This window comes from Rhodococcus aetherivorans (genome assembly GCF_011058165.1).
In the GTDB taxonomy this organism is placed as follows: domain Bacteria; phylum Actinomycetota; class Actinomycetes; order Mycobacteriales; family Mycobacteriaceae; genus Rhodococcus; species Rhodococcus aetherivorans.
In genome coordinates, this window is the sequence record NZ_JAALEG010000016.1 from 44,397 (window position 1) to 62,777 (window position 18,381).

At 66.9% G+C, this 18,381-nt stretch carries 17 protein-coding genes; 6 read left to right on the forward strand and 11 right to left on the reverse strand.

Annotated elements, in window-relative coordinates; genetic code table 11:
• Window positions 1-60 precede the first annotated feature (60 nt).
• The 3 genes from G6039_RS09425 to G6039_RS09435 all read right to left on the reverse strand — a co-directional run bounded on the left by G6039_RS09425 (window position 61) and on the right by G6039_RS09435 (window position 1,387).
• Entirely contained in the window at window positions 61-693 is a 633-nt protein-coding gene (locus tag G6039_RS09425; protein WP_051446075.1) for a DUF3558 domain-containing protein, read from the reverse strand.
• Window positions 690-1,022: a hypothetical protein gene (locus tag G6039_RS09430; RefSeq protein WP_043800101.1), complete on the reverse strand. Its 333-nt coding sequence runs from the start codon at window positions 1,020-1,022 to the stop codon at window positions 690-692. The genes G6039_RS09425 and G6039_RS09430 overlap by 4 nt, the downstream gene beginning before the upstream one ends.
• 161 nt (window positions 1,023-1,183) lie before the next feature.
• Window positions 1,184-1,387 (reverse strand): hypothetical protein, encoded by a 204-nt coding sequence (locus G6039_RS09435; protein WP_029542703.1) that lies wholly within the window; start codon window positions 1,385-1,387, stop codon window positions 1,184-1,186.
• A 246-nt stretch (window positions 1,388-1,633) separates the two neighbouring features.
• On the opposite strand from G6039_RS09435, the gene G6039_RS09440 reads away from it, so the two are divergent.
• On the forward strand, window positions 1,634-1,771 hold the full coding sequence (locus G6039_RS09440) for a DEAD/DEAH box helicase family protein (protein ID WP_155951769.1): 138 nt from the start codon (window positions 1,634-1,636) through the stop codon (window positions 1,769-1,771).
• A gap of 123 nt (window positions 1,772-1,894) precedes the next feature.
• Here the strand turns inward: G6039_RS09440 and G6039_RS09445 are convergent, their stop codons facing one another.
• Together G6039_RS09445 and G6039_RS09450 are read right to left on the reverse strand one after the other, a co-directional pair.
• Window positions 1,895-2,686 carry an HpcH/HpaI aldolase/citrate lyase family protein gene (locus G6039_RS09445; protein WP_029542705.1) on the reverse strand — a complete coding sequence of 264 codons (792 nt, stop codon included), beginning with the start codon at window positions 2,684-2,686 and terminating at the stop codon, window positions 1,895-1,897.
• On the reverse strand, window positions 2,686-3,951 hold the full coding sequence (locus G6039_RS09450) for a CaiB/BaiF CoA transferase family protein (protein ID WP_043800103.1): 1,266 nt from the start codon (window positions 3,949-3,951) through the stop codon (window positions 2,686-2,688). Before G6039_RS09450 ends, G6039_RS09445 begins: the two co-directional genes overlap by 1 nt.
• 220 nt (window positions 3,952-4,171) lie before the next feature.
• On the opposite strand from G6039_RS09450, the gene G6039_RS09455 reads away from it, so the two are divergent.
• Window positions 4,172-5,092, forward strand: a complete 921-nt coding sequence (locus tag G6039_RS09455) for a LysR family transcriptional regulator (protein ID WP_029542709.1) — start codon at window positions 4,172-4,174, stop codon at window positions 5,090-5,092.
• A gap of 29 nt (window positions 5,093-5,121) precedes the next feature.
• On the opposite strand, the gene G6039_RS09460 is transcribed toward G6039_RS09455, so the two are convergent.
• From G6039_RS09460 to G6039_RS09470, 3 genes are all read right to left on the reverse strand, one after another.
• Entirely contained in the window at window positions 5,122-5,967 is an 846-nt protein-coding gene (locus G6039_RS09460) for an HpcH/HpaI aldolase/citrate lyase family protein (RefSeq protein ID WP_043800105.1), read from the reverse strand.
• Window positions 5,968-5,975: 8 nt separating this feature from the next.
• Complete coding sequence (locus tag G6039_RS09465) at window positions 5,976-7,088, reverse strand: PrpF domain-containing protein (protein ID WP_080688559.1); 1,113 nt, start codon at window positions 7,086-7,088, stop codon at window positions 5,976-5,978.
• A gap of 208 nt (window positions 7,089-7,296) precedes the next feature.
• Window positions 7,297-8,691 (reverse strand): SLC13 family permease, encoded by a 1,395-nt coding sequence (locus tag G6039_RS09470; protein ID WP_043800107.1) that lies wholly within the window; start codon window positions 8,689-8,691, stop codon window positions 7,297-7,299.
• A gap of 441 nt (window positions 8,692-9,132) precedes the next feature.
• On the opposite strand from G6039_RS09470, the gene G6039_RS31030 reads away from it, so the two are divergent.
• On the forward strand, window positions 9,133-9,255 hold the full coding sequence (locus G6039_RS31030) for a hypothetical protein (RefSeq protein WP_255326693.1): 123 nt from the start codon (window positions 9,133-9,135) through the stop codon (window positions 9,253-9,255).
• A 183-nt stretch (window positions 9,256-9,438) separates the two neighbouring features.
• Window positions 9,439-9,969: an HNH endonuclease gene (locus G6039_RS30510; RefSeq protein ID WP_051446076.1), complete on the forward strand. Its 531-nt coding sequence runs from the start codon at window positions 9,439-9,441 to the stop codon at window positions 9,967-9,969.
• Between the two features lie 8 nt (window positions 9,970-9,977).
• Here G6039_RS30510 and G6039_RS09480 read toward each other — a convergent pair whose 3' ends face one another.
• A complete protein-coding gene (locus tag G6039_RS09480) occupies window positions 9,978-11,696 on the reverse strand; it encodes a plasmid pRiA4b ORF-3 family protein (RefSeq protein WP_235194067.1) in 1,719 nt (572 codons plus the stop codon).
• A 632-nt stretch (window positions 11,697-12,328) separates the two neighbouring features.
• On the opposite strand from G6039_RS09480, the gene G6039_RS09490 reads away from it, so the two are divergent.
• Complete coding sequence (locus tag G6039_RS09490; protein ID WP_051446078.1) at window positions 12,329-13,924, forward strand: IS200/IS605 family element transposase accessory protein TnpB; 1,596 nt, start codon at window positions 12,329-12,331, stop codon at window positions 13,922-13,924.
• A gap of 269 nt (window positions 13,925-14,193) precedes the next feature.
• Here G6039_RS09490 and G6039_RS09495 read toward each other — a convergent pair whose 3' ends face one another.
• On the reverse strand, window positions 14,194-15,105 hold the full coding sequence (locus G6039_RS09495) for an SDR family oxidoreductase (protein WP_043800109.1): 912 nt from the start codon (window positions 15,103-15,105) through the stop codon (window positions 14,194-14,196).
• 136 nt (window positions 15,106-15,241) lie between these two features.
• Here G6039_RS09495 and G6039_RS09500 point away from each other — a divergent pair, with 136 nt between their 5' ends.
• On the forward strand, window positions 15,242-17,098 hold the full coding sequence (locus tag G6039_RS09500; protein ID WP_043800111.1) for a TerD family protein: 1,857 nt from the start codon (window positions 15,242-15,244) through the stop codon (window positions 17,096-17,098).
• Between the two features lie 199 nt (window positions 17,099-17,297).
• Here the strand turns inward: G6039_RS09500 and G6039_RS09505 are convergent, their stop codons facing one another.
• Complete coding sequence (locus G6039_RS09505) at window positions 17,298-18,254, reverse strand: GIY-YIG nuclease family protein (protein WP_146034290.1); 957 nt, start codon at window positions 18,252-18,254, stop codon at window positions 17,298-17,300.
• Window positions 18,255-18,381 lie beyond the last annotated feature (127 nt).

Here is an 18,381-nt window from a genome sequence, read left to right on the forward strand (position 1 = left end):
TGGCGAACTCGGGCGGGTTCGAGTTCGGCTTCCGGGGGCGAATCCAGACGGGATGCTGGCTCAGCGGGTGCGCGACTCGAAGTCGTCGAGGACGGCGACGATGCGCTCGGCCGTGTCTTCAAGTCCGGTGCACCATTGCGCTTCGGGTACGCGAGTGCCGCCCTTGCCGAAAAGAACCTGAGCGAAAATGAGCACGCCGTAGGACGTCTCGACGCTCATGCCGCAACGTTCGGGGAGGGACAGGTTGGTCTTCAGCAGTGCGCGTCGGCCCGCGATCTCAGATGGAATGACGTCGTCGCCGTTGTCGGCGGTCTTCTGGAGTTCGATTGCCCAGTCGAAGTTGGCCGATCTCACCGTCAGGGCGTAGGCGGCAACGCCGGGAAACTTCAAGACGCCGTCGTAGGAACAGCCGAGCATCGTGTAGTGCGTCGCCGCGAAATCCGTGTTGTCTTCGGAGTTCGGGTCGTAGCCTGCCGCGGCAAGAACGTCGTCGGGGATGTCGAGGCACGGGTCGAAGGCGACGAGAGGTCGGTCGGACTCGTCCACCAGGCGCGGTACTCGTGTCGTTGCTGTTGGGGTACTCGGGGCCTCGTCTGTGGATTCCGAGTTGGGGGACGAGGCAGTGCACGCTGAGAGCGATGCAAGCACAATAAGTGTCCCTGTGATTGCGGCACCGGTACGGCCCGCGGTCACAGCTCGTCCTGGTTCAGGGCGTGCAGACGGGCGGTCCAGTTGTTTTCGGCCGCGAGAAACCCCTCACCGCCTGCGGCGAACGCTTCTCGCATGCCGCTGAGCACCGCCTCGAATTGTTCCAGTCGTTCGTAGAGCGATTCGGGTGTGCCGCGGGCTTTGCGAACGAAGCCGGCGCGGAGGTCTTCGGCCGACTTGAAGCCCCCGAAACTTGGTGCATCGGTCAGGTCGCTTGCATGGCGTGCTGCGTTGCGAAGTGTCGTCAGCATGGTGTCGCAGATGGCGACGATCTCCTCGATCGTCCGCGGTTCCAAACGAAGTCTCTCTGCCATGAATCCCCCCGGTATCAGTTGGCCCGGGAACTGTAACGCATTCGTTTGCAGGTCACGCGGGATTCTCTTTCGAGAATGGGGGGTTGAGACGCCTGCGCCCCGACCGAGCTCGCGTGCGATTCGGTCGGGACGATTCGGTTCTCGTCGGCGGGGTCGGTGTCTCACAGCGCCAGTGTCAGGCCTGCTTCTGCGAGAGTGTGTGCGGTCAGGCCGGAGGCGAGCATCCAGGCGGAGTGCTTGTCGAAGGTCGGCGCTCCCCGGTCGCCCACCACGGCGAGAATCGGTGCGATCACTCCGCAGATGCCGACGACGACAAAGATCGTCAGCGCCAGGCCGTCGAAGCCAGGGCCGATGGGCGACGTCAAGCCCAAAGCGGATGCACAGATGTGCGGGGCGCATCGAACCTCCGTGGGTAAACCACGATGGCGGGTCAGATCGCGAACAGCAGCGCGCCGGTACCGATTGCGACGGCGACGCAGTAACCGAAGAATCCCCCGGCGTCACCTTGGACAGCGAGGCCCAGACTTCGTGCGCGAGACGGTCGGGAAGTTCGACGCGTTCTGGTGGCTGCTCCTCATCGCGGGAACGCCCCCCAGTACGGAGTCACCACGGTGTCGAAGCGGCTGCCGCCATCCCTGCTCGCGGTGCTCGACGAGGCCGCCAACGTTCGCAGGCTGGGGGAGTTGCCGAACCGGTACTTGCACTCCGGCAGCCGCGGAACCGTGATCACCACCACCTTGCTGTCCTAGGTCTACTCTCGGTAGCCAACAGCCGGCGTATCGGGAGGTGATGCGTCGGCCGAAGCATCTGCTCATGGCAGGTGGCACGCGTTCGTGCACTACATGGTGTAGACGGTGCGGAGCATGACGGCATCACGTTCGCGCCGCGTCCAAGATCTTTTGTGCCCGCTCTGCGACGGGGAGATCCACGAATTCACCTCCGGGTAGCCGGACCGCCGCTCCGCCGGCCTTCTCGAATGCGTCGACCACTTCGCGGGCCCAGTCGATGTCGTCCTGTCCCGAAGTGAAGGTGGCATGGATGGCCGTCAGCTGGGCGGGGTGAATTGCGGACTTGCCGAACAGGCCGAGGCTGCGACTGTGGGCGGCCTGCTGGATGAGTCCGTCATTGTCATCGAGGTGGGGGTAGACGCTGTCGATCGGTGGGGCGATGCCGGCGGCGCGCGCGGCGACGACGAGGTGGGATCGCACGTACTGCATCGGTATGTCCCCGTCTCCCGTGCCGAGGTCCTTCTGCAGGTCGATACCGCCGAGTGCGAGATGCGTTACCGCCGGGTGGCCGGCGATATCGAAGGCATTGGCGACCCCTTTCGCGGTTTCGATGGCGCAGATCAGGGGTTTTTCCGGGGCCCGGGCTGCGACCCAGTGAACGTCGTCGAGTGTTTCGACCTTGGGGATGCGGATGCCGTGTGCCGATGCAGCGACGGCATGCAGATCAGCGGCGGCGAGTCCGGTTCCGGGGGCGTTGATTCGCACCCATGCGGTCCTGGTGGTGACGACGGATGCGACGTTTGCCCTGGCGGTCCGCTTCTCGGAGGGCGGCACCGCGTCCTCGAGATCGAGGATGACGGCGTCGGCGCCGGCGTGGAACACCTTTCCGAGCAGATTCAGGTTGTGGCCAGGCGCGAAGAGGTAGCTGCGGTTCATCAAAGGACGCCCTTCTCGGTGAGTTCGGTCATTCGTTCCTGGTCGATGCCGAGGGTGTCCCGGTAGAACTCCTGGTTGTCCTGCCCGAGGCGGCGGCCGGGGAACTTGATCGCGCCCGGAGTCCCGAGCATGCGAAGCATGACGTTCTGCATCTTGATCGGGCCGAGGTCTTCGTCGTCGACGGTCGTGATGCAGTCACGGGCGAGGACCTGCGGATCACTCATGAGTTGCGCGACGTCGTAGATGGGTGCGAGCGCGGCGCCGACCCGTTCGAACTCGGCCGTGACCTCGCGCAGGGGTCTGTCTGCGATCCACTTCGCAACCGCGTCGTCGAGCAGTTCGCCGTTGCGGCTGCGTTCGCCGGCAGAGTCGAACCAGGATTGCTCGACGATGTCAGGTCGGCCGACCAGGCGCATGACCCGCGCGGCGACAGAGGTGGCGCTCGCGGAGACGGCAACCCACCGGCCGTCCTTGGTGAGGTAGGTGTTGCGTGGGGCGTTATTGGGGGAGCGGTTGCCGTTGCGGCCGGCGATGGTGCCGAGTTGGTCGTAGGCGGTGGGCCCGGGGCCGAGAATTCCCAGGAGTGGTTCGAGTAGTGACATGTCGATGACCTGTCCGCGGCCGGCCGAGCCGTTGCGGTGGAGGAGTGCGGTCACCACGCCGAATGCGCCGGCAAGTCCGGCAACGCCGTCGGCGAGTCCGAAGGGCGGCAGCGTCGGTGGACCGTCCTCCGTCCCGGTTTGGTGGGCAAAGCCACTCATCGCCTCGGCCAGGGTGCCGAATGCGCGGCGCTCGGCGTAGGGTCCGGATTGGCCGAACCCGGTGACGCGGAGCAGGACCAGTCCCGGATTGACGGCATGGAGTCGGTCCGGACCCAGCCCCCACTTCTCGAGTACGCCGGGGCGGAAGTTCTCCACCAGCACGTCGGCATCGATCACGAGGTCGCGGAGTATCTGCTGGCCTTCGTCGGTGCTGAGATCGAGAGTGATGCACTTCTTGTTACGGGCGATGACCTTCCACCACAGTCCGTGGCCGTCCTTCCGGGCTCCGTGTGAGCGGGCGGGATCGCCCGAGGGGTGCTCGATCTTGATTACGTCCGCGCCGAAATCACCGAGGAGCATGGCGGTGATCGGTGCGGCGTAGACGGTACTGATGTCGAGGACGCGGAGGCCGTGCAACGGGCCACGTGTCGGAGGAGGGCTGTCGGCTGTGCTCGTGCCAGGGTGGTCGTGGGTCGAGTAACTGTCGCTCGGGTGTGCAGTCATAAGCTGTCCTCGGATGGTGGGGAAGGTCGATACAGGTGCGGCGCTCGACAGCGGCCGGGGTGCACGAGCGCGGACCGACAGGTCATGCCGGCAGGGTCATGGCGCGACCGAAAAGTCCGTGGCGCCGGGGCCGCCACCTCGAGATTGCCATCCCTCCGGTTCAACTACAATCACGGGCATATCGACAGCAGTTAACTTTGTCTAAAGTCAGGGGTGGCGCGTGCTGGATACGGCCAGGATGTTCACACTGCGCACGGTCGCCGCGCACGGGTCGATCACCGCGGCGGCGTCCGCGCTCGGGTATACCACTTCGGCTGTGTCCCAACAGATCGCGAAGCTGGAGAAGGAGGCGGGGCAGCCGCTTCTGGAACGGCACGCGCGAGGCATCGTGCTGACCGAGGCCGGAAGCTCGGTGGTTCGGCACACCGAACGTATCCTGGTCGAGCTGGAGGCCGCCGAGGCCGAACTCGCGGAGATCAAGGGGCTGCGGGCCGGTGTGCTGGCGATCGGCACCTTTCCCACGGCCGGATCGTCACTGCTGCCGCTGGTGGTCAAGGAGTTCAAGACGCGGCACCCGGGCGTCGATCTGAAGGTGCTCAGCGGCCGGTTCGCGCAACTGGTCGACGCCCTGCGCCGGCGGGAGACCGAATTGTCGTTGCTGTGGGACTACGAATGGAACCGGATCGACGACCCCACGTTGACCTACCACCACCTGATGAACGATCCGACCGTGTTGCTGGTGTCGGAACGGCACCGTCTGGCCGACCGCGACTCGATCCGGATCACCGAACTGCGCGACGAGTCGTGGGTGGTGCGCGCCGACGATCACCCGGTTGCCCAGACACTCGAAAAGCTCTGTCAACAAGGTGGTTTCATGCCTCGGACGAGCGTGTTCGCGCACGACTACGGTGAAGTACAGGCGATGGTGGCCGTCGAGCTCGGTGTGGCCATCGCGCCGCGCCTGGCCGTGCTCAACCTCCGGCCCGACGTCCGGTCGATTCCCCTCGCGACCCGCCCGCCGCAGCGGCGCATCCTGGTCGCGCATCTGACCGAGCGGCGGCTGAGCCCGGCCGCGCAGGAAGGAATCGCGGTGTGCACTGCCGCCGCCCGCCTACTGCAGGAGGGATTCGAGGCCGGATAGGGGCCCGACCCTCCCCGGAAGGATGCCTGTCAGTTCCGGCAGATGCCGAACGCGTCGGCGAGGCGAGTGATCTGCTCGGCCCGCCCGAGGCGGGGTAGGTCGCTGCCGTCGCGGATGATGCGGCCGCGGGCTTCGAAATCGGCCAGGAACTGCCGCGCCCAGGTGACATCCGACGGTGTAGGGCTGATGGCCTCGTTGATCACCTGCGGCTGATCGGTGTCCAGGCACAGCTTTCCGGTAAGGCCGAGGGAGACGGTCACTGCGGACTGTTCGCGCAACACGGTGTGGCCGTTGCTGACGGTGGGGCCGTCGATCGGTCCGGGTAGCCGGCCGACCCGGCTGGCGACCACCAGTCGGGAGCGAGGGTACGCCATGGCGAGGTCGTCGGCGCTCGTGCCGGTGTCCCGGCGATAGTCACCGCTGCCGAAGGCGAGCCGGAACACGCCGCGGGCGCGGGCGATAGCGCCGGCCTGCTCGATGCCGAGGGCGGATTCGACCAGGGCAAGGACTGGGGTGCCTCCGCCGAGTCGGTCGAAAGTTTCGGTGATATGTTCTGCCGTTTCGGTTTTCGCGAGCATTACGCCCGCCAGTCCGGGAAGGCCGGCGAGTCGATCGACGTCGTCGCTCCAGTACTTCGAGGACCGGTCGTTGATCCGGACCCAGGCCGAGGAGTGTTCGAGCCAGACGGCAACGTCCTCGCGTGCTGAGGACTTCCGTTGCGGATCGACTGCGTCCTCGATGTCGAGGACGATCTGATCGGCGCATGAACGTTCGGCCTGGTCGAACAAGTCGATCCGGCCGCCGTTGACCAGCAGCCAGGAGCGGGCGATCCGCGCGTCGATTGTCCGGGGTGCGATCGTGGCGTTCTCGGGCATTCGGACCTTCACCGTGCCAACCCGACCAGTGCAGGCGCCGGGCCGGTGACGAAGAGTTCCGCCACTGCGATGCGTCGGGCCGCCCGGTGCAAGGTGACCGATTCGAGGATACCGTCGGGCGAGGTGGTGAGGTCGACGTCGAGGACCCCGGCGGGCGTCCCTATCCGTAGCGATCCGGGCCACCGGACCCGTGTGTTGTGGGTGACGACGCCACCGGTCACGGTGGACGCCGCGGCGACGGCGACAGCGGACGTCAGTCCGATTGCGGGGTGCGGGGCAAGCATCGACAGCATCCGGACGGAGATGTCGTAGTCGTCTTCGTCGATGTCGACGCCCGCGCTGGTGCGGTAGTCCACCGGCGGGCCGACGACGCCGACCTTGGGGATCGCGTGTGTGATCGGGTCTCCCGGTTTGCTCAGTCCCATCCGCAGCGATGATTCCCGTCGCAGTCGGAGAAGCAGCGGCAGGTGTTCGGCGATGGTCCGATTGTCTTCTGCGCCGGTCAGGCCGAGGTCGGCGGCGTCGAACAACGCCGCCGGAGCGCCAGCGGCGACCATCGTGGCGCGGTACGTGTGGTTCTCGATCGAAATCTGTTCGGCGGGTGCGCCGGTGGGCAGCAGTGTGGCTGTATCGGCAGCGAGACCGGCGAAGGTGAGGCCAACCGGGACGCCCAGCGCGCTGGTGCCTGGCACGGCCGCGTCACCCTCGGTGGGGATCATTCCGCCCGGGGTCGCGATCTCGGCAGTGAGGATTGCGCCGGTGTTCTGGTTGCGCATCCGCACGGTCGTCACCGCGGAGTCGACCGGAACGAAGCCGGATTGCAGCGCATACAGCCCGATCGCGGTGGCGCAGTTCCCACAGTTGCTGCCCCATTCCACCTGCCGGTCACCGATCGCGACCTGGGCGAACAGGTAGTCGACGTCGATGCCGGACTCGCTGGAGCGGCGCACGATCGCCGCTTTCGACGTGGTCGAGCTGCCGCCGCCGACACCATCGAGCTGGCGCGGGTCGCCGGAGCCGAACGCGGAGGTCAAGATGGCGTCCAGCCCCCCTGCCTGGGGGATGAGGGGATCGACGTCCACGGCGTTGAACAGCCAGCACTTGCTGGTGCCTCCCCGCATCCAGGTTCCACGGAGTGTGAACACGGTCGGCCCACCTTTCGGGTTGGAAGAGTGTGTGAGGCACCGCTGGAGGCTCCGATCGGATAGGGAGCGTAGGTGCCAGCGGTGTCCCACTACCCACCCTGACCGAGATCAGGGTGGAGAACAATGGCGGATTTCTCGATGAGGGTTAACTCGAGCTAAACCCTCAGGGGGTGGCGTCGACGCGTCAGGCCAGGGCCGGGATGGCCACCAGCAGCAGCCAGCACAGCATCGGCGCGATCGCGACCACGATGCCCGCGTTCAGCAGCAGCTGGCGGTAGAACCGGGGTCGTTCGATGTTCTGGGCGTTGGCGAGGACGAGCGCGCCGTTGGTCGAGAACGGGGATACGTCGACCACGGTGGCCGAGATGGCGAGGGCCGCCACGACGCCGACGACCGGGAGTGCTCCGGTCTGCAGCAGCGGAAGCGCGAGCGGGATGACAGCGGTGAGCAGTGCGGTCGACGACGCGAACGCCGAGGTGACGCCGATGACATAGCAGAGGACGACGGCGACCAGCAGAGGGGCCCCGATGGTGATCGCCATTTCGGCGAGATGGTCGAGCGTGCCGATCTCCTCCATGAGGGAGACATAGGTGACCATGCCCGCCACGAGCAGCACCGTGGACCAGCTGATACCGGCGATGGCCTCACTCTGCTTGGACAGGTCGGTGAAGGCGAGGATCGCACCGGCGGCGATGGCGACGAAGCTGATCGGCATGTGCAGCACCAGCACCAGCACCAGCACCGCGGCGATCAGGACGAGGGTGAGCTTCTGGACGGCGGTGACCGGCTGTCGTGCGGGTTCGGTGACGATCTCGGTGCGCGGGGTCCGGATGAGTACCTGGGTGCCGGTTCCCCCGGCCGAGCTGCCGGACGGGGCCGCGCCGGGTCCCTCGACGGGAGTGCGGTGAGGACTCCCACCGCCGTCGGAGTCGAACTCGTCACTCGAGCCGGTAGCGGTGAATTCGAGGTTCCGCATCCGGGCGAGCACGGCGTAGCCGATCACGGTCAGGACCGAGAGCAGCAGGTTGATGCCGTAGCTGGCGAAGAACAGGGTCCACGGGGCGATCGTCAACCCACTCGATTCGACGATGTCACGGACGAGGACGCCCGAGACCGAGATCGGCGAGAATGCTCCGGCGTGTGCGCCGTTGATGGTCATGATACCCATCACCAGCGGGCTCATCCGGGTGCGAGCGGCGAACGACATCGCCGCCGGCGTGATCAAGGCGACGGCCGCCGGGCTGAACGTGCCCAAGGCCGTGAGTACCGAGGCGCAGAAGAAGAACACCCAGGGAACGATCGTCACTCGTCCGCGGACGCTGCGTATGCAGGTGTTGACGAGGAGATCGATGGTCCCGTTCTTCTTCGCCATGCCGAAGAAGTAGGTGACGCCGATGATCGTCAACACGATCGAACTGGGGAACTCGGCGAGGATCTCCTTGTCGTCGTAGCCGAGGAGGAACGCCCCCACGACGAACGCGCCGATGAACCCCAATATGCCGATGTTGATGGGGAAGAAGGTGGCGATCACGAACATCGCCACCAATGCGATCAGTGGCAGTATCTCGATGGAAGTCATGAGCGTTCTTTCGGTTCACCGCGAGGCGGATCGAACGGCGCCCGATCGGCAGTTGCGAACGGGCGGGTCAAGCGAGGCGGAACGTGTCTTGCTGTCGCAGTCCACGTCGCACGAGGCGTTCCCGCAGGGTGCCGGAAGAGTGACTATTTGCATGTCACATCCTTCGCTTGACCATTACCTACATCACATTAGAAGCGGCCCGTGTTCATGACAATGTCGAATCGCTATGGTGGGCTTTAGCTGAACTGAAGGCTCACCCGGAGGGGTGAGGCGTAATCCGTTCGATGTGGTGACCCTGTTCCTGCTTCTCGGCATCGCTGAGGCCGGATCCGTGGAGACCGCGCCGGCCGTGACGGCATGTGAATGACGAAAGCGCTTCTCGTAGTGAGAGAATCGAGATTCTTGACGTCACGTTTACCCATATACGTAGAGGCACTTTCAGTGCAATCATCGGACACCTTCACGGCTGGGTCCGGGGTGTTCGACGAACACAATCTCGTGTCCGCGGCCGGGCTGGTCCCGGTCCTCGACCTGGCCGAACAGGTCGAGGACAGCGGCAGGTGAACTTCGTCCAGAACGAGGTCGTCCTGTCGCTGTGTGCCTCGTGCTCGTCGACCACAGTCGGTCCGGCAGCAGCGCACATCGAGCCGGCTTTCCAGTCCAGCACCTTCCCAGCCTCTACGAGCGGCCGCTGTCGAGCGAGAACTCGAGGGAATTGTCGAGAAGTGGGCGCGTGAGCGGCAGGATGTGCCGGTCGAGATCACGCAGCGTTTGCTCACCTCGACCGTTCGTATCGGTCAGCACCGCTTCGCCAAGGCAGTGCTGACCAACCACGGCAACCGGTGCGTGTTCTGCGGCATGGGGAGCGTAATCGGAGGACGTCGCTGGCCGCGACTGCTCACTGCGAGCCACATCAAGCCGTGGCGAGACAGCACCAACAAGGAACGCCTCGACCACCTGAACGGACTGACGGCCTGCCCCACACACGATGTCGCATTCGACACGGGCCTCCTCACCATGTCCGAGGACCTCTCCATCACGTACGCAACCGACCTGGAACGCGCACTGCCGAGTGACGAACCACTGCGTCGTGCCTTCGGCAAGCCGCCGCTGGCGGACCGGTTGATTCTTCCGGCGGGCGCGGATCGGCCCGACACGGCGTGCCTCGGGTGGCGCCGAACCCAGGTTTTCGTGTCGTCACCTACCGCTGCCGAGGGTGTACGGCGGACCGGGGAGAAGGATTGCTCGCTCGATGCGAGATTCGCGCAAACCGTTTGACCGCAGCGCTATCCGAACAGTGAGCGCAACTGGTCGTTGACCTCGTCCACCTCGAACCACTCCGAGTCGACGCGCTCACCCGGCCGCAGTCCGAGCCACTGCCGGATCTCGTCGTGTCGATCGTGGGCCGGGTCGTCGGCCGCGGCGAGCATGTCCGTCCAGCCCCACGTCCCGCCGGAGTCCTCGGCCGGCGCCAGGCCCTGCCCGTCGACACACGCGGCGCGCGGTGCCTCGGCGTCGAAGTCGGCGACGGACTCGACGACGATGTCGTGCGTCCACCGGTCGCCGTAGTCGTACAAGTACGTCAGCGATGCCCCGACCTCGGGCAGCGCCGTCCCGATGGTCACCATTCCCTCGTCGACGACCTCGTCCTGACCGTTCGCGAGCTCGTCGTCGAGCTGATCGTCGGGCACGTACACGCAACCACCGGTGAACGGCCCGCCCTCGGTGAACTGGTGCAGGTGGTAGTCCTCCCAGGCGAAGCAGCTCTGGATGACGAAGTGCAGATGCAGCAGACTCAGGGAATTGTCGACCACCACCCGTCGCCACACCGCAGGCTCGCTGTCGCGCAACGTGATTCGCAGGGTACACCGCGCGGGCGGGTGGATGGCGACGGGTGTCGCGTCGCCGAGGAGGATGCGCACGGCGGCCCGCACGGCAGGACGGAGAGGCGTCGGCACGCGGTAGCCGTCCGCGTCGTCGAGGATGCCGTCGGCGACGAGGTCGTCGAGGCGGTCGACGAGCATGCTGCCGAGAAGACTCGGTCCGACCGGCATGCCGGGGAACAGCACGGACAGTGCGTGCAGGCGTTCCTCGGGGCCGGACGGCAGGGGGTGCTCACCGAGACCGGCGGACAGGACGGCAGCGGTCGCCTCGTCGAGGACGGAATGAAATGCTACGAGCCGCCCCTCGCCGCGCCTGCCGAGGGCCACGACGAGGGAATGTGTCACCGCGTCCCGGCACAGGGTGAGGTACTCGCCGGGATTACGGTCCGGATCCCGCCACACCGGCGCGGCAGGACCGGGCTTGACGACGGTCTTTCCGATCGAGATCAGGTCCAGCATGGCTGCAACGACCCAGGTCTGTGCCAGTACGGGAATATCCCACATCGACTGGACCTTGCGCGGTGCCAGATCCTCGCGCTTGCCGCCGACAGCGTCGAAGGCCTCCATGACCAGGGCACGCTTCAGCGCTCCGGTCGCGGTCACAGGCCGGCGTTCGCCGATCCAGCCGAGCAGGGCGTCCAGCCGTGCGACGACCGGCAGGGCCGTCAACGCGGCACGCTCGGCCTCGGGCTCGACCGGCGACTCGTCGACCGGTGGGAGGGACGCGAGCTTCGATTCGATGTAGGACACGAGCGTGGACAGGCCGTATCCGAGGTCGTCGTCGGTGCCGGTCCACCGGTTCGTCGCCTCGAGGAACCGCAGGAAGGCGGTGACATCCCCGGCGATGTGCGCCCGCGTCTCGTCGTCGTCCTCGACAAGGTCGCTGGTCAGCACACGTTCGAGCAAGTGGTCCACGTCGCGGCTGCGCCAGTGTGTGGCCGCGAATCCCGTACTCGACTGGGACAGTGCGTCGATCGAATTCGCGACGCTCACCACGAGCGGCTCCAGCCGATTCGGCGGACAGACGGCGTTCTCCACGAGCCACCCGGCGAACTCGGGAACCAGTGCGCCGTACTGCTCGCTCGGTGTGCCCGCCGGGCGGCGACGCTCGGCCAACGACACGACATTGTCGGGCAGCGGCTGAGAGGAAGATCCGCGACTCGACCCTGAGCGCTTGCGGGACATGGGCCTCCGACCTCGGTGGTCACGGAACAGTTCCCGCAGATGCTACCGGCTCGCCGCCGACGGATGCTCACGCGGCGAGCGGGTGGTCGGGTGCGTCGACGCGGCGGCACGGGCACCGCACGGCGCGGCCGTGCGGGTCGTCGGGCAACCAGCCGTACTCGTCGCACCGGCCGCATCGGGGCGGCAGGGGAGAAGAGCGCCAGGCTCGCTCGGTGGGTTGGGCAGGCAGGTCACCGTGTGGTGCGGGTGGAGGCCGAGGTGGGTCGGGACTCAACGGGGGCGCGCACGACGGCGCGACGATTGTTGTCGTACCCAGCGGTTAGGGTCGTGGTCGTGGGGAACCGTGACCGGTTGGAGCGCAGGAACGCCGAACTGGTCGACGCTGCGTTTTTCGCGTCCGGAGGGTGCCTGGACGTTCTTGACGGCGGGGCGGTCGCCGAGGATCTCGTTCGTGCCATGACCGAGGTGCCGACCTCGTTGTGCACCCCGGTGTACGGGCGCCGGTCGGCGAAGAACCGGACGACACGAGCGCGGGAGTGCGCTGCTGGCCCCCGGGATGGGGAGAGGGCATGAGCACAGATGCGCGCACCGCGTCGGGGCTGCGGAAGATCGAGGCTGCCTTCGTCGTCCCGCCCCCGACAGGGGTGCGCATCCGCACCCGCCTGCATCCGTCCACCGCCGAAGAAGCCGCGCTCGAACGCATCGCGGTGTTCCTCGGTGGCCTGTATCGGCAAGCCTTGGCCTCACGCATCCGCCTGGGCCGGGTCGATGCAAAGGACCAGTCGACGTGGCGGACCGACGAGAAGCGGCGTCTGACCGCGCTGTCGTCATCGCGGTGGGCCGGTGCGCTCACCCGGACCGCGCTTGACTCTTACCACCAGGGCATACGCAACCTGGCCGCCGAAGCGCAGTCGTTGCGGGCGGCGATCGAGACGATCGGGGCGCGGATGCACGCTCCTGTCGCCGGACGCGCCCCAGAACCCGATGTGCGTCCGAAGGCCAAGCGGGTACGTGGGTATGCCACCGAAGCCGAGCGGTTCGCCAAGTCTCGCCGCGCAGCTGTGCTGGCTCATCGCCGCGCTGTGGTGACCGCGCGACTCGAGGAAGGGCACCCCCGCATCGTCGCCGGCGGTGGGCGCCTGTGGCGCACCCGGCAGCATCTGGACCGGGCCGGGATGAGCGTGCCCGAGTGGGAGCAGCGCTGGACCGGGGAGCGGATGTTTCTCACCGCCGACGGCGAAAGCGGCAAACGGTGCGGCAACGAAACCATCCGCGTCACCCCCGAGGGTGTGCTTACCGTCAAGGTGCCCGCCGCTGTGGTGGCCGAGGTGGGTATCGGACGCCTGACGATTACCGCCCCGGTCTCGCTGAGCACCCACCGCGGTGACGAGTGGGCCGACCGGATCGTGCAGAACCGTGCGGTCCGGTACGACCTGCACCGCGACGGGCGCGGCCGCTGGTACCTCGACGCGTCCTGGGGTTATCCCGATGCCCCGACGGTCCCGCTCGCCGCCCTGCAGGCTCGCCGCACCCTCGGGGTCGATCTCAACGACGGGCATGTGGACGCGGCGGTGATCGACCCGCACGGCAACCTCGTCGGCGCCCCGCGCCGTCTGGACTACCGCATCGACGGGACCGGCACCCACCGGGACGCGCAGGTGCGGCACGTGGTGACCCGGTTGCTCCACGCGGCGACGGATGCCGGGTGTGCCTCGATCAGCATCGAGAACCTCGGGTTCGCGGACGCCCGCGCCACCGGGCGCGAGACCATGGGGCGAGGCAAAGGCGGGAAGCGGTTCCGCCGCACCGTGTCCGGCCTGCCGACCGCGAAGTTCCGCCAGCGTCTGGTGGCGATGGCCGCCACCGCGGGGATCGCGGTGATCGCGGTGGATCCGGCGTATACCTCGCGCTGGGGCAGGCAGCACTGGTTGCCTGCATTACAGGCTTCCGATCCGACGATGGACGGTCATCGTGCCGCCGCGGTGGTGATCGGGAGGAGAAGTCTCGGTTTTCGTGCCCGGCGTAAACCGGTCGGACCCTGCACGCGACGGAGGACACGTGCGGGCCGACCGACCGGAACAGCCGGGTACGAGAAACAGGCTTCTCGCTGGCGTGTCACCGGTGGGCCGAGGGCGTGGGACGCCGCAGGCCCACCGGATCCGTGAACACACGCGCAGCGCCGTCAACACCGTTCGGACGGCAAGCGGTTGCCGGTTCGGGTCGGACTCACTCCCGCTCGCAGTTAGGAACGGTATTCTTACCCACGTTCGACATCGTCGAGAGCGGCAACTCCTGGCGGTCTATTCAATCGCGGCCCTCGCGGACGCGGGGGATGACACATCGTGGACCGTGCAGCGGACGCGTCAATCAATTCTGCGTCTTGTCGTGGAATACGTTGTGGGCGAGCGGTAGTCGTCATTCCGGCGTGTCGCAATCACCGATACCCGGTTGCATCCGCCGGCAGACCCGGATCTTGAACCTCCACCATGTACCGCCAGCAGTCCGGCTGCGACCCGTCGACGTCGGTGAAGCCGTACTCGCGCGCCAGCCCGCCCGACGAGAACGACCCGCCGTTGCGGCGGTGCACGTCCGGATCCGCGGCCAGCGCCGCGACGGCCCGCCCGACGAACCGCGGCGACTCCGAGATCGCGACGAAATGTGGCACGGCGGCGTCGCGCCAGTTCTCCTCCGTGACCCCGAAGTGCTCGAGCATCATCTCCGACCGCATCCACCCGGGCGTCAGCGCGACGGCCGTGCACCCGTGCGGCGCCAGCTCCTTCGCCTGGGAGAACGCAAGCCGGAGCATCGAGGACTTGACCAGGTCGTAGAACACCGAGAGCCGGAAGTTCTTCGCGTTGTACTCGGCTGTGCCGTCGGTCATCTCGACGACGAGCCCGCCCGGGTTCCGGATCAGCAGTGGCAGCGCGAAGTGGCTGGTGATCAGGTGCGTGTCGACCGAGAGATGCACCATCCGCAGACCGCCCGCCAGGTCGTGTTCCCACAGCGGGGTGTCCCACTCGATGAGCTTCTCGCCGCCCCAGATGTCGTTGACGAGGACGTCGAGGCGGCCGTGCTCGTCGTCGATGCGCTGCACGAGCCGTCGCACCTGTTCGGGATCGAGGTGGTCGACGGCGACGGGTATGCCGACCCCGCCCGCGGCCGTCACCAGCTCGGCGGTCTCCTCGATGGTTTCCGGCCGGTCGTACTCCGAGCGGCGCTCGCGGGTGGTGCGGCCGGTGCAGTAGACCGTCGCGCCGGCCTCACCGAGAGCGATTGCGGTTCCGCGGCCGGCGCCGCGGGTGGCGCCGGCGACCAGGGCGATTTTGCCTGTGAGTGGCTGTGCCATGGCTGGAACGGTACTGCCCGCAGCAGTCGGAAGGCAGCCGCACTCGGCGTGGCGCCGCCGGCGGTGTCGGACATATCAGTCACTATGTTCCGGTGCGCCGGTGGGACCGGCCGGAGAACAGTCGGAGGTAGAGCAGGTGCAGGTGATCGACACGCTGTCGCACGCGTCGGGTTCGCGGACGCTGCCGAAGGGCCACCGCTGGGTGGTCGTCGACGTCGAGACCTCCGGCCTGCGCGCCTACGCGCATCGGGTGCTCAGCGTGGCCGCGCTGGTGTTGCGGGAGGACGGCAGCGTCGAGCGGGAGTACTCGACGCTCGTCGACCCGGGTTGCGACCCCGGCCCGGTCCACGTGCACCGGTTGACGCGCGAACGGCTCGCCGGTGCCCCGCGCTTCGAGCAGATCGCCGGCGAACTCGCCGAGGTGCTGGACGGCGGGACCATCGTCGCTCACAACGCGGCCTTCGACTACGGATTCCTCGACGCCGAGTTCCGGCGCGCCGGAACCGAGATCCCGGCCAGACACCGGCTGTGCACTCTCGCCCTGTCGAGGCGGCTCGAACTCGACGTGCCCGATCACAAACTCTCCACCCTGGCCGCCCACTGGCAGGTCCAGCAGTTGCTCGAGCACGACGCCTACGACGACGCCCGCGTCCTCAGCGAGGTCTTCGTACGCAGCGCCCTGCTCGCCGAGAGCCTGCAGCTCCCGCTGCCGGTGGTCGACTGCCTCAGCCGCAGGCCCGCCTACCCGGACTCCGTGCCGCGCGTGCCGTGCGAGTGGAAGAACCCGGGACGCCTGTCGCTGGACGTCGGCCTGGTGCAGGGGATGAAGGTGGTCGTCACGGGGCAGACGGTGACGCCGCGGGTCCCGCTCGCCGGCCGGATGGCCGACGCCGGCCTCGACGTGATGAACTCCGTCAGCCGCCAGACGAGCGTGGTCGTGTGCAACGACCCCGGCGTGCAGACGGGCAAGATCCGCAAGGCGATGGCCGAGGGCATTCCCGTCGTCACCGAGCAGCAACTCGAAGAGATGCTCACCCGGGTGATTCCAGGCGAACCGAAGATGCGTCCGGTGGTCGAGGTGGCCGCGCCCGCTGCTGAGCCCGTGATCGAACCTCCTCCGCAGGCGGCGCCTGCGGAGCCCCTCGCCGATGTACCGAGCCTGCCCGAGCGGATGCTCACGGGACAGAAACCGAAGCTGTGGCAGGGCCGGCGGGTGCTGCTCCTCGGCGGCACCCACCTCGACGCCGTGCTCATGCGCTCGCGTCTCGTCCAGCTCGGTGCACGCCCGTCGCTCAACCTCACCGCGGCGGTCACGGACGTGCTGATGCTGGAAGGCGGCGACAGCGACCGGCGCATGCCGCGCATCACCGCGCGCGAGCTCCCCGTCCTGACCAAGACGGACATCAGCGCCGCGGTGGAGAAGGGCGTCGTGCCGCCGCACATGCGCATCGAGTCCCGCATCTCCGCGCCGGCGCTCGCCCGAGGCGAGGTCATCGACCTGCCGGCCCGGAAGATGTCGTGGACGGTCAATGTCGCGTGGCGCGCCGAGACGGACGACTTCGACGTCGACGTCGTCGCCTTCCTGCTGGGGGAGGATGAAAAGGTCGACAGCGACGACGACTTCGTCTTCTACAACAACCCCTCCGCCGAGGACGGCGCAGTCGAGTTGTCGATCGACGGCAGTAGCGAACAGAGCGTGCGGCTCGATCTCGCCGCGCTGCCCGACGAATGCGCGCGCATCGCGATCGCCGCGGCCATCGACGGCGAGCGCACCTTCGGCGAACTGGGGGCTGTGTCCGTAAGCGTCGACGGTGAGGACGGCACGGCGGCGACGTTCGTACTCGACGCCGGGACTACCGAACGGACCATGGTGCTCACCGAGATCTATCGGCGGGCGGGGAAGTGGCGGCTGCGCGCGGTAGGGCAGGGGTACGACGACGACCTCGGCGGGCTCGTCGCGCTGTACGGCGTGGACGTCGAGGAAGGCAATTGACTGTCGAACGGACGTCGCTCTTCTGTTCGCCCCTACGTGCGATTCGGCTGGCACCCAGCCCCCGTCCGCATCGGCGAAATAGTCCTGCCGACGGTCGGACCAGAATTTTCGATAGCGGACCGGCCGAGTCGTGCAACCGGGCGGTGGTCCGGTTCCGGCCATCCGTCCAGGGAACCGCCGAATTCGGACCTGGGTAGGACTATTTCACGATGTGGTCCGCAAGGTTGAAGTCGTGGTATCTCCCGTACACCGTGCTGCCCTTGAACATCAAGTTGACGATCAGATTTCGAGCTTGCTGAACCACAACCGGATCGGACAGCAGTTTCTCGAGACCAGAAAGCGAATCGAAGGAAACTCGTCTGACGGGTCCGATGGAGGTGTAGCCGTATTCTCGGCGCGAGCTGATTCCACGCCGGAGAACGAGCCCGGCGAACGTCATCCGGGCCTTCCCCACGGGCGGTGCCACGTTGAGGAACCCGCGCACAACATCGGCGTTGGCGCGCCCATTGTCGGAAATGACGAGTGCTTCGATGGGGCCGACCGAAAGTGTCGTCAATCGGCGTGACGATGCCGTCCTGCCGGTCGAAGGCATCGAGCTCAACGCCCAAACTCGACGCTCGGTTCGGCGAGGTGCGGGAAGGCACGACTCCACGAACATAGCCAGTAGCCTGGCGACCTCGGGGAACTCCGGATGACTCGCAAGTTCTCGGTACTTGTGAAGGCTCGATGCCCGCATGGCGGAATCTTCGACGCGATCGAACATGGACTCGTCCACAGGTACAGCGAACCAATCGGTGAGCTCTCGCGGATCGACGAGGGCGCTGAGGGTGGGACTAGGGAACGGGGTCGAGGTCAGAGCGATATTGCGCAGGCTGTGGGTTCGTCCCACGGACTTGATCAAATGCCGTTCGATCGGATCGAGCTGCTTCGCCTTTGGCACAGGGCTGAACGCCACGTCGGTGATATCGAACCATCGGCGACGGTGCGCAGCGAGACGCGCGACGATATCGATCGTTTGACCGACGTATCGATATCCGTCGGCGAATGTGAGGACATATACGCCACGTCGTGGATTGCCCGCCGAGACCTGGGAGTCAAACCGTAACCGAGTGAAGCGCAGACCGCTGTACTTGAACTGCTCATCGTCGACGGTCATGCATCTCCTCACGGCTCCAGGCAGAACAAGTTGTAGCACCCAGGTCTGCGAGTGCGGCAGAGGGTTCGCGACCGCGCGAGTATCTGTAACCCGGTAGGGCCGCAAAAGTTCCAATTCGGAAGGTGTA

Excerpts from the sequence above, each read along its gene's own strand:
- G6039_RS09445 (WP_029542705.1), bottom strand. The coding sequence starts at position 2,686 with ATGAACCGCAGCTACCTCTTCGCGCCTGGCCACAACCTGAATCTGCTC.
- G6039_RS09490 (WP_051446078.1), top strand. The coding sequence starts at position 12,329 with ATGAGCACAGATGCGCGCACCGCGTCGGGGCTGCGGAAGATCGAGGCT.
- G6039_RS09430 (WP_043800101.1), bottom strand. The coding sequence starts at position 1,022 with ATGGCAGAGAGACTTCGTTTGGAACCGCGGACGATCGAGGAGATCGTC.
- G6039_RS09450 (WP_043800103.1), bottom strand. The coding sequence starts at position 3,951 with ATGACTGCACACCCGAGCGACAGTTACTCGACCCACGACCACCCTGGC.
- G6039_RS09495 (WP_043800109.1), bottom strand. The coding sequence starts at position 15,105 with ATGGCACAGCCACTCACAGGCAAAATCGCCCTGGTCGCCGGCGCCACC.
- G6039_RS09460 (WP_043800105.1), bottom strand. The coding sequence starts at position 5,967 with ATGCCCGAGAACGCCACGATCGCACCCCGGACAATCGACGCGCGGATC.
- G6039_RS09465 (WP_080688559.1), bottom strand. The coding sequence starts at position 7,088 with ATGCGGGGAGGCACCAGCAAGTGCTGGCTGTTCAACGCCGTGGACGTC.
- G6039_RS09470 (WP_043800107.1), bottom strand. The coding sequence starts at position 8,691 with ATGACTTCCATCGAGATACTGCCACTGATCGCATTGGTGGCGATGTTC.
- G6039_RS09505 (WP_146034290.1), bottom strand. The coding sequence starts at position 18,254 with ATGACCGTCGACGATGAGCAGTTCAAGTACAGCGGTCTGCGCTTCACT.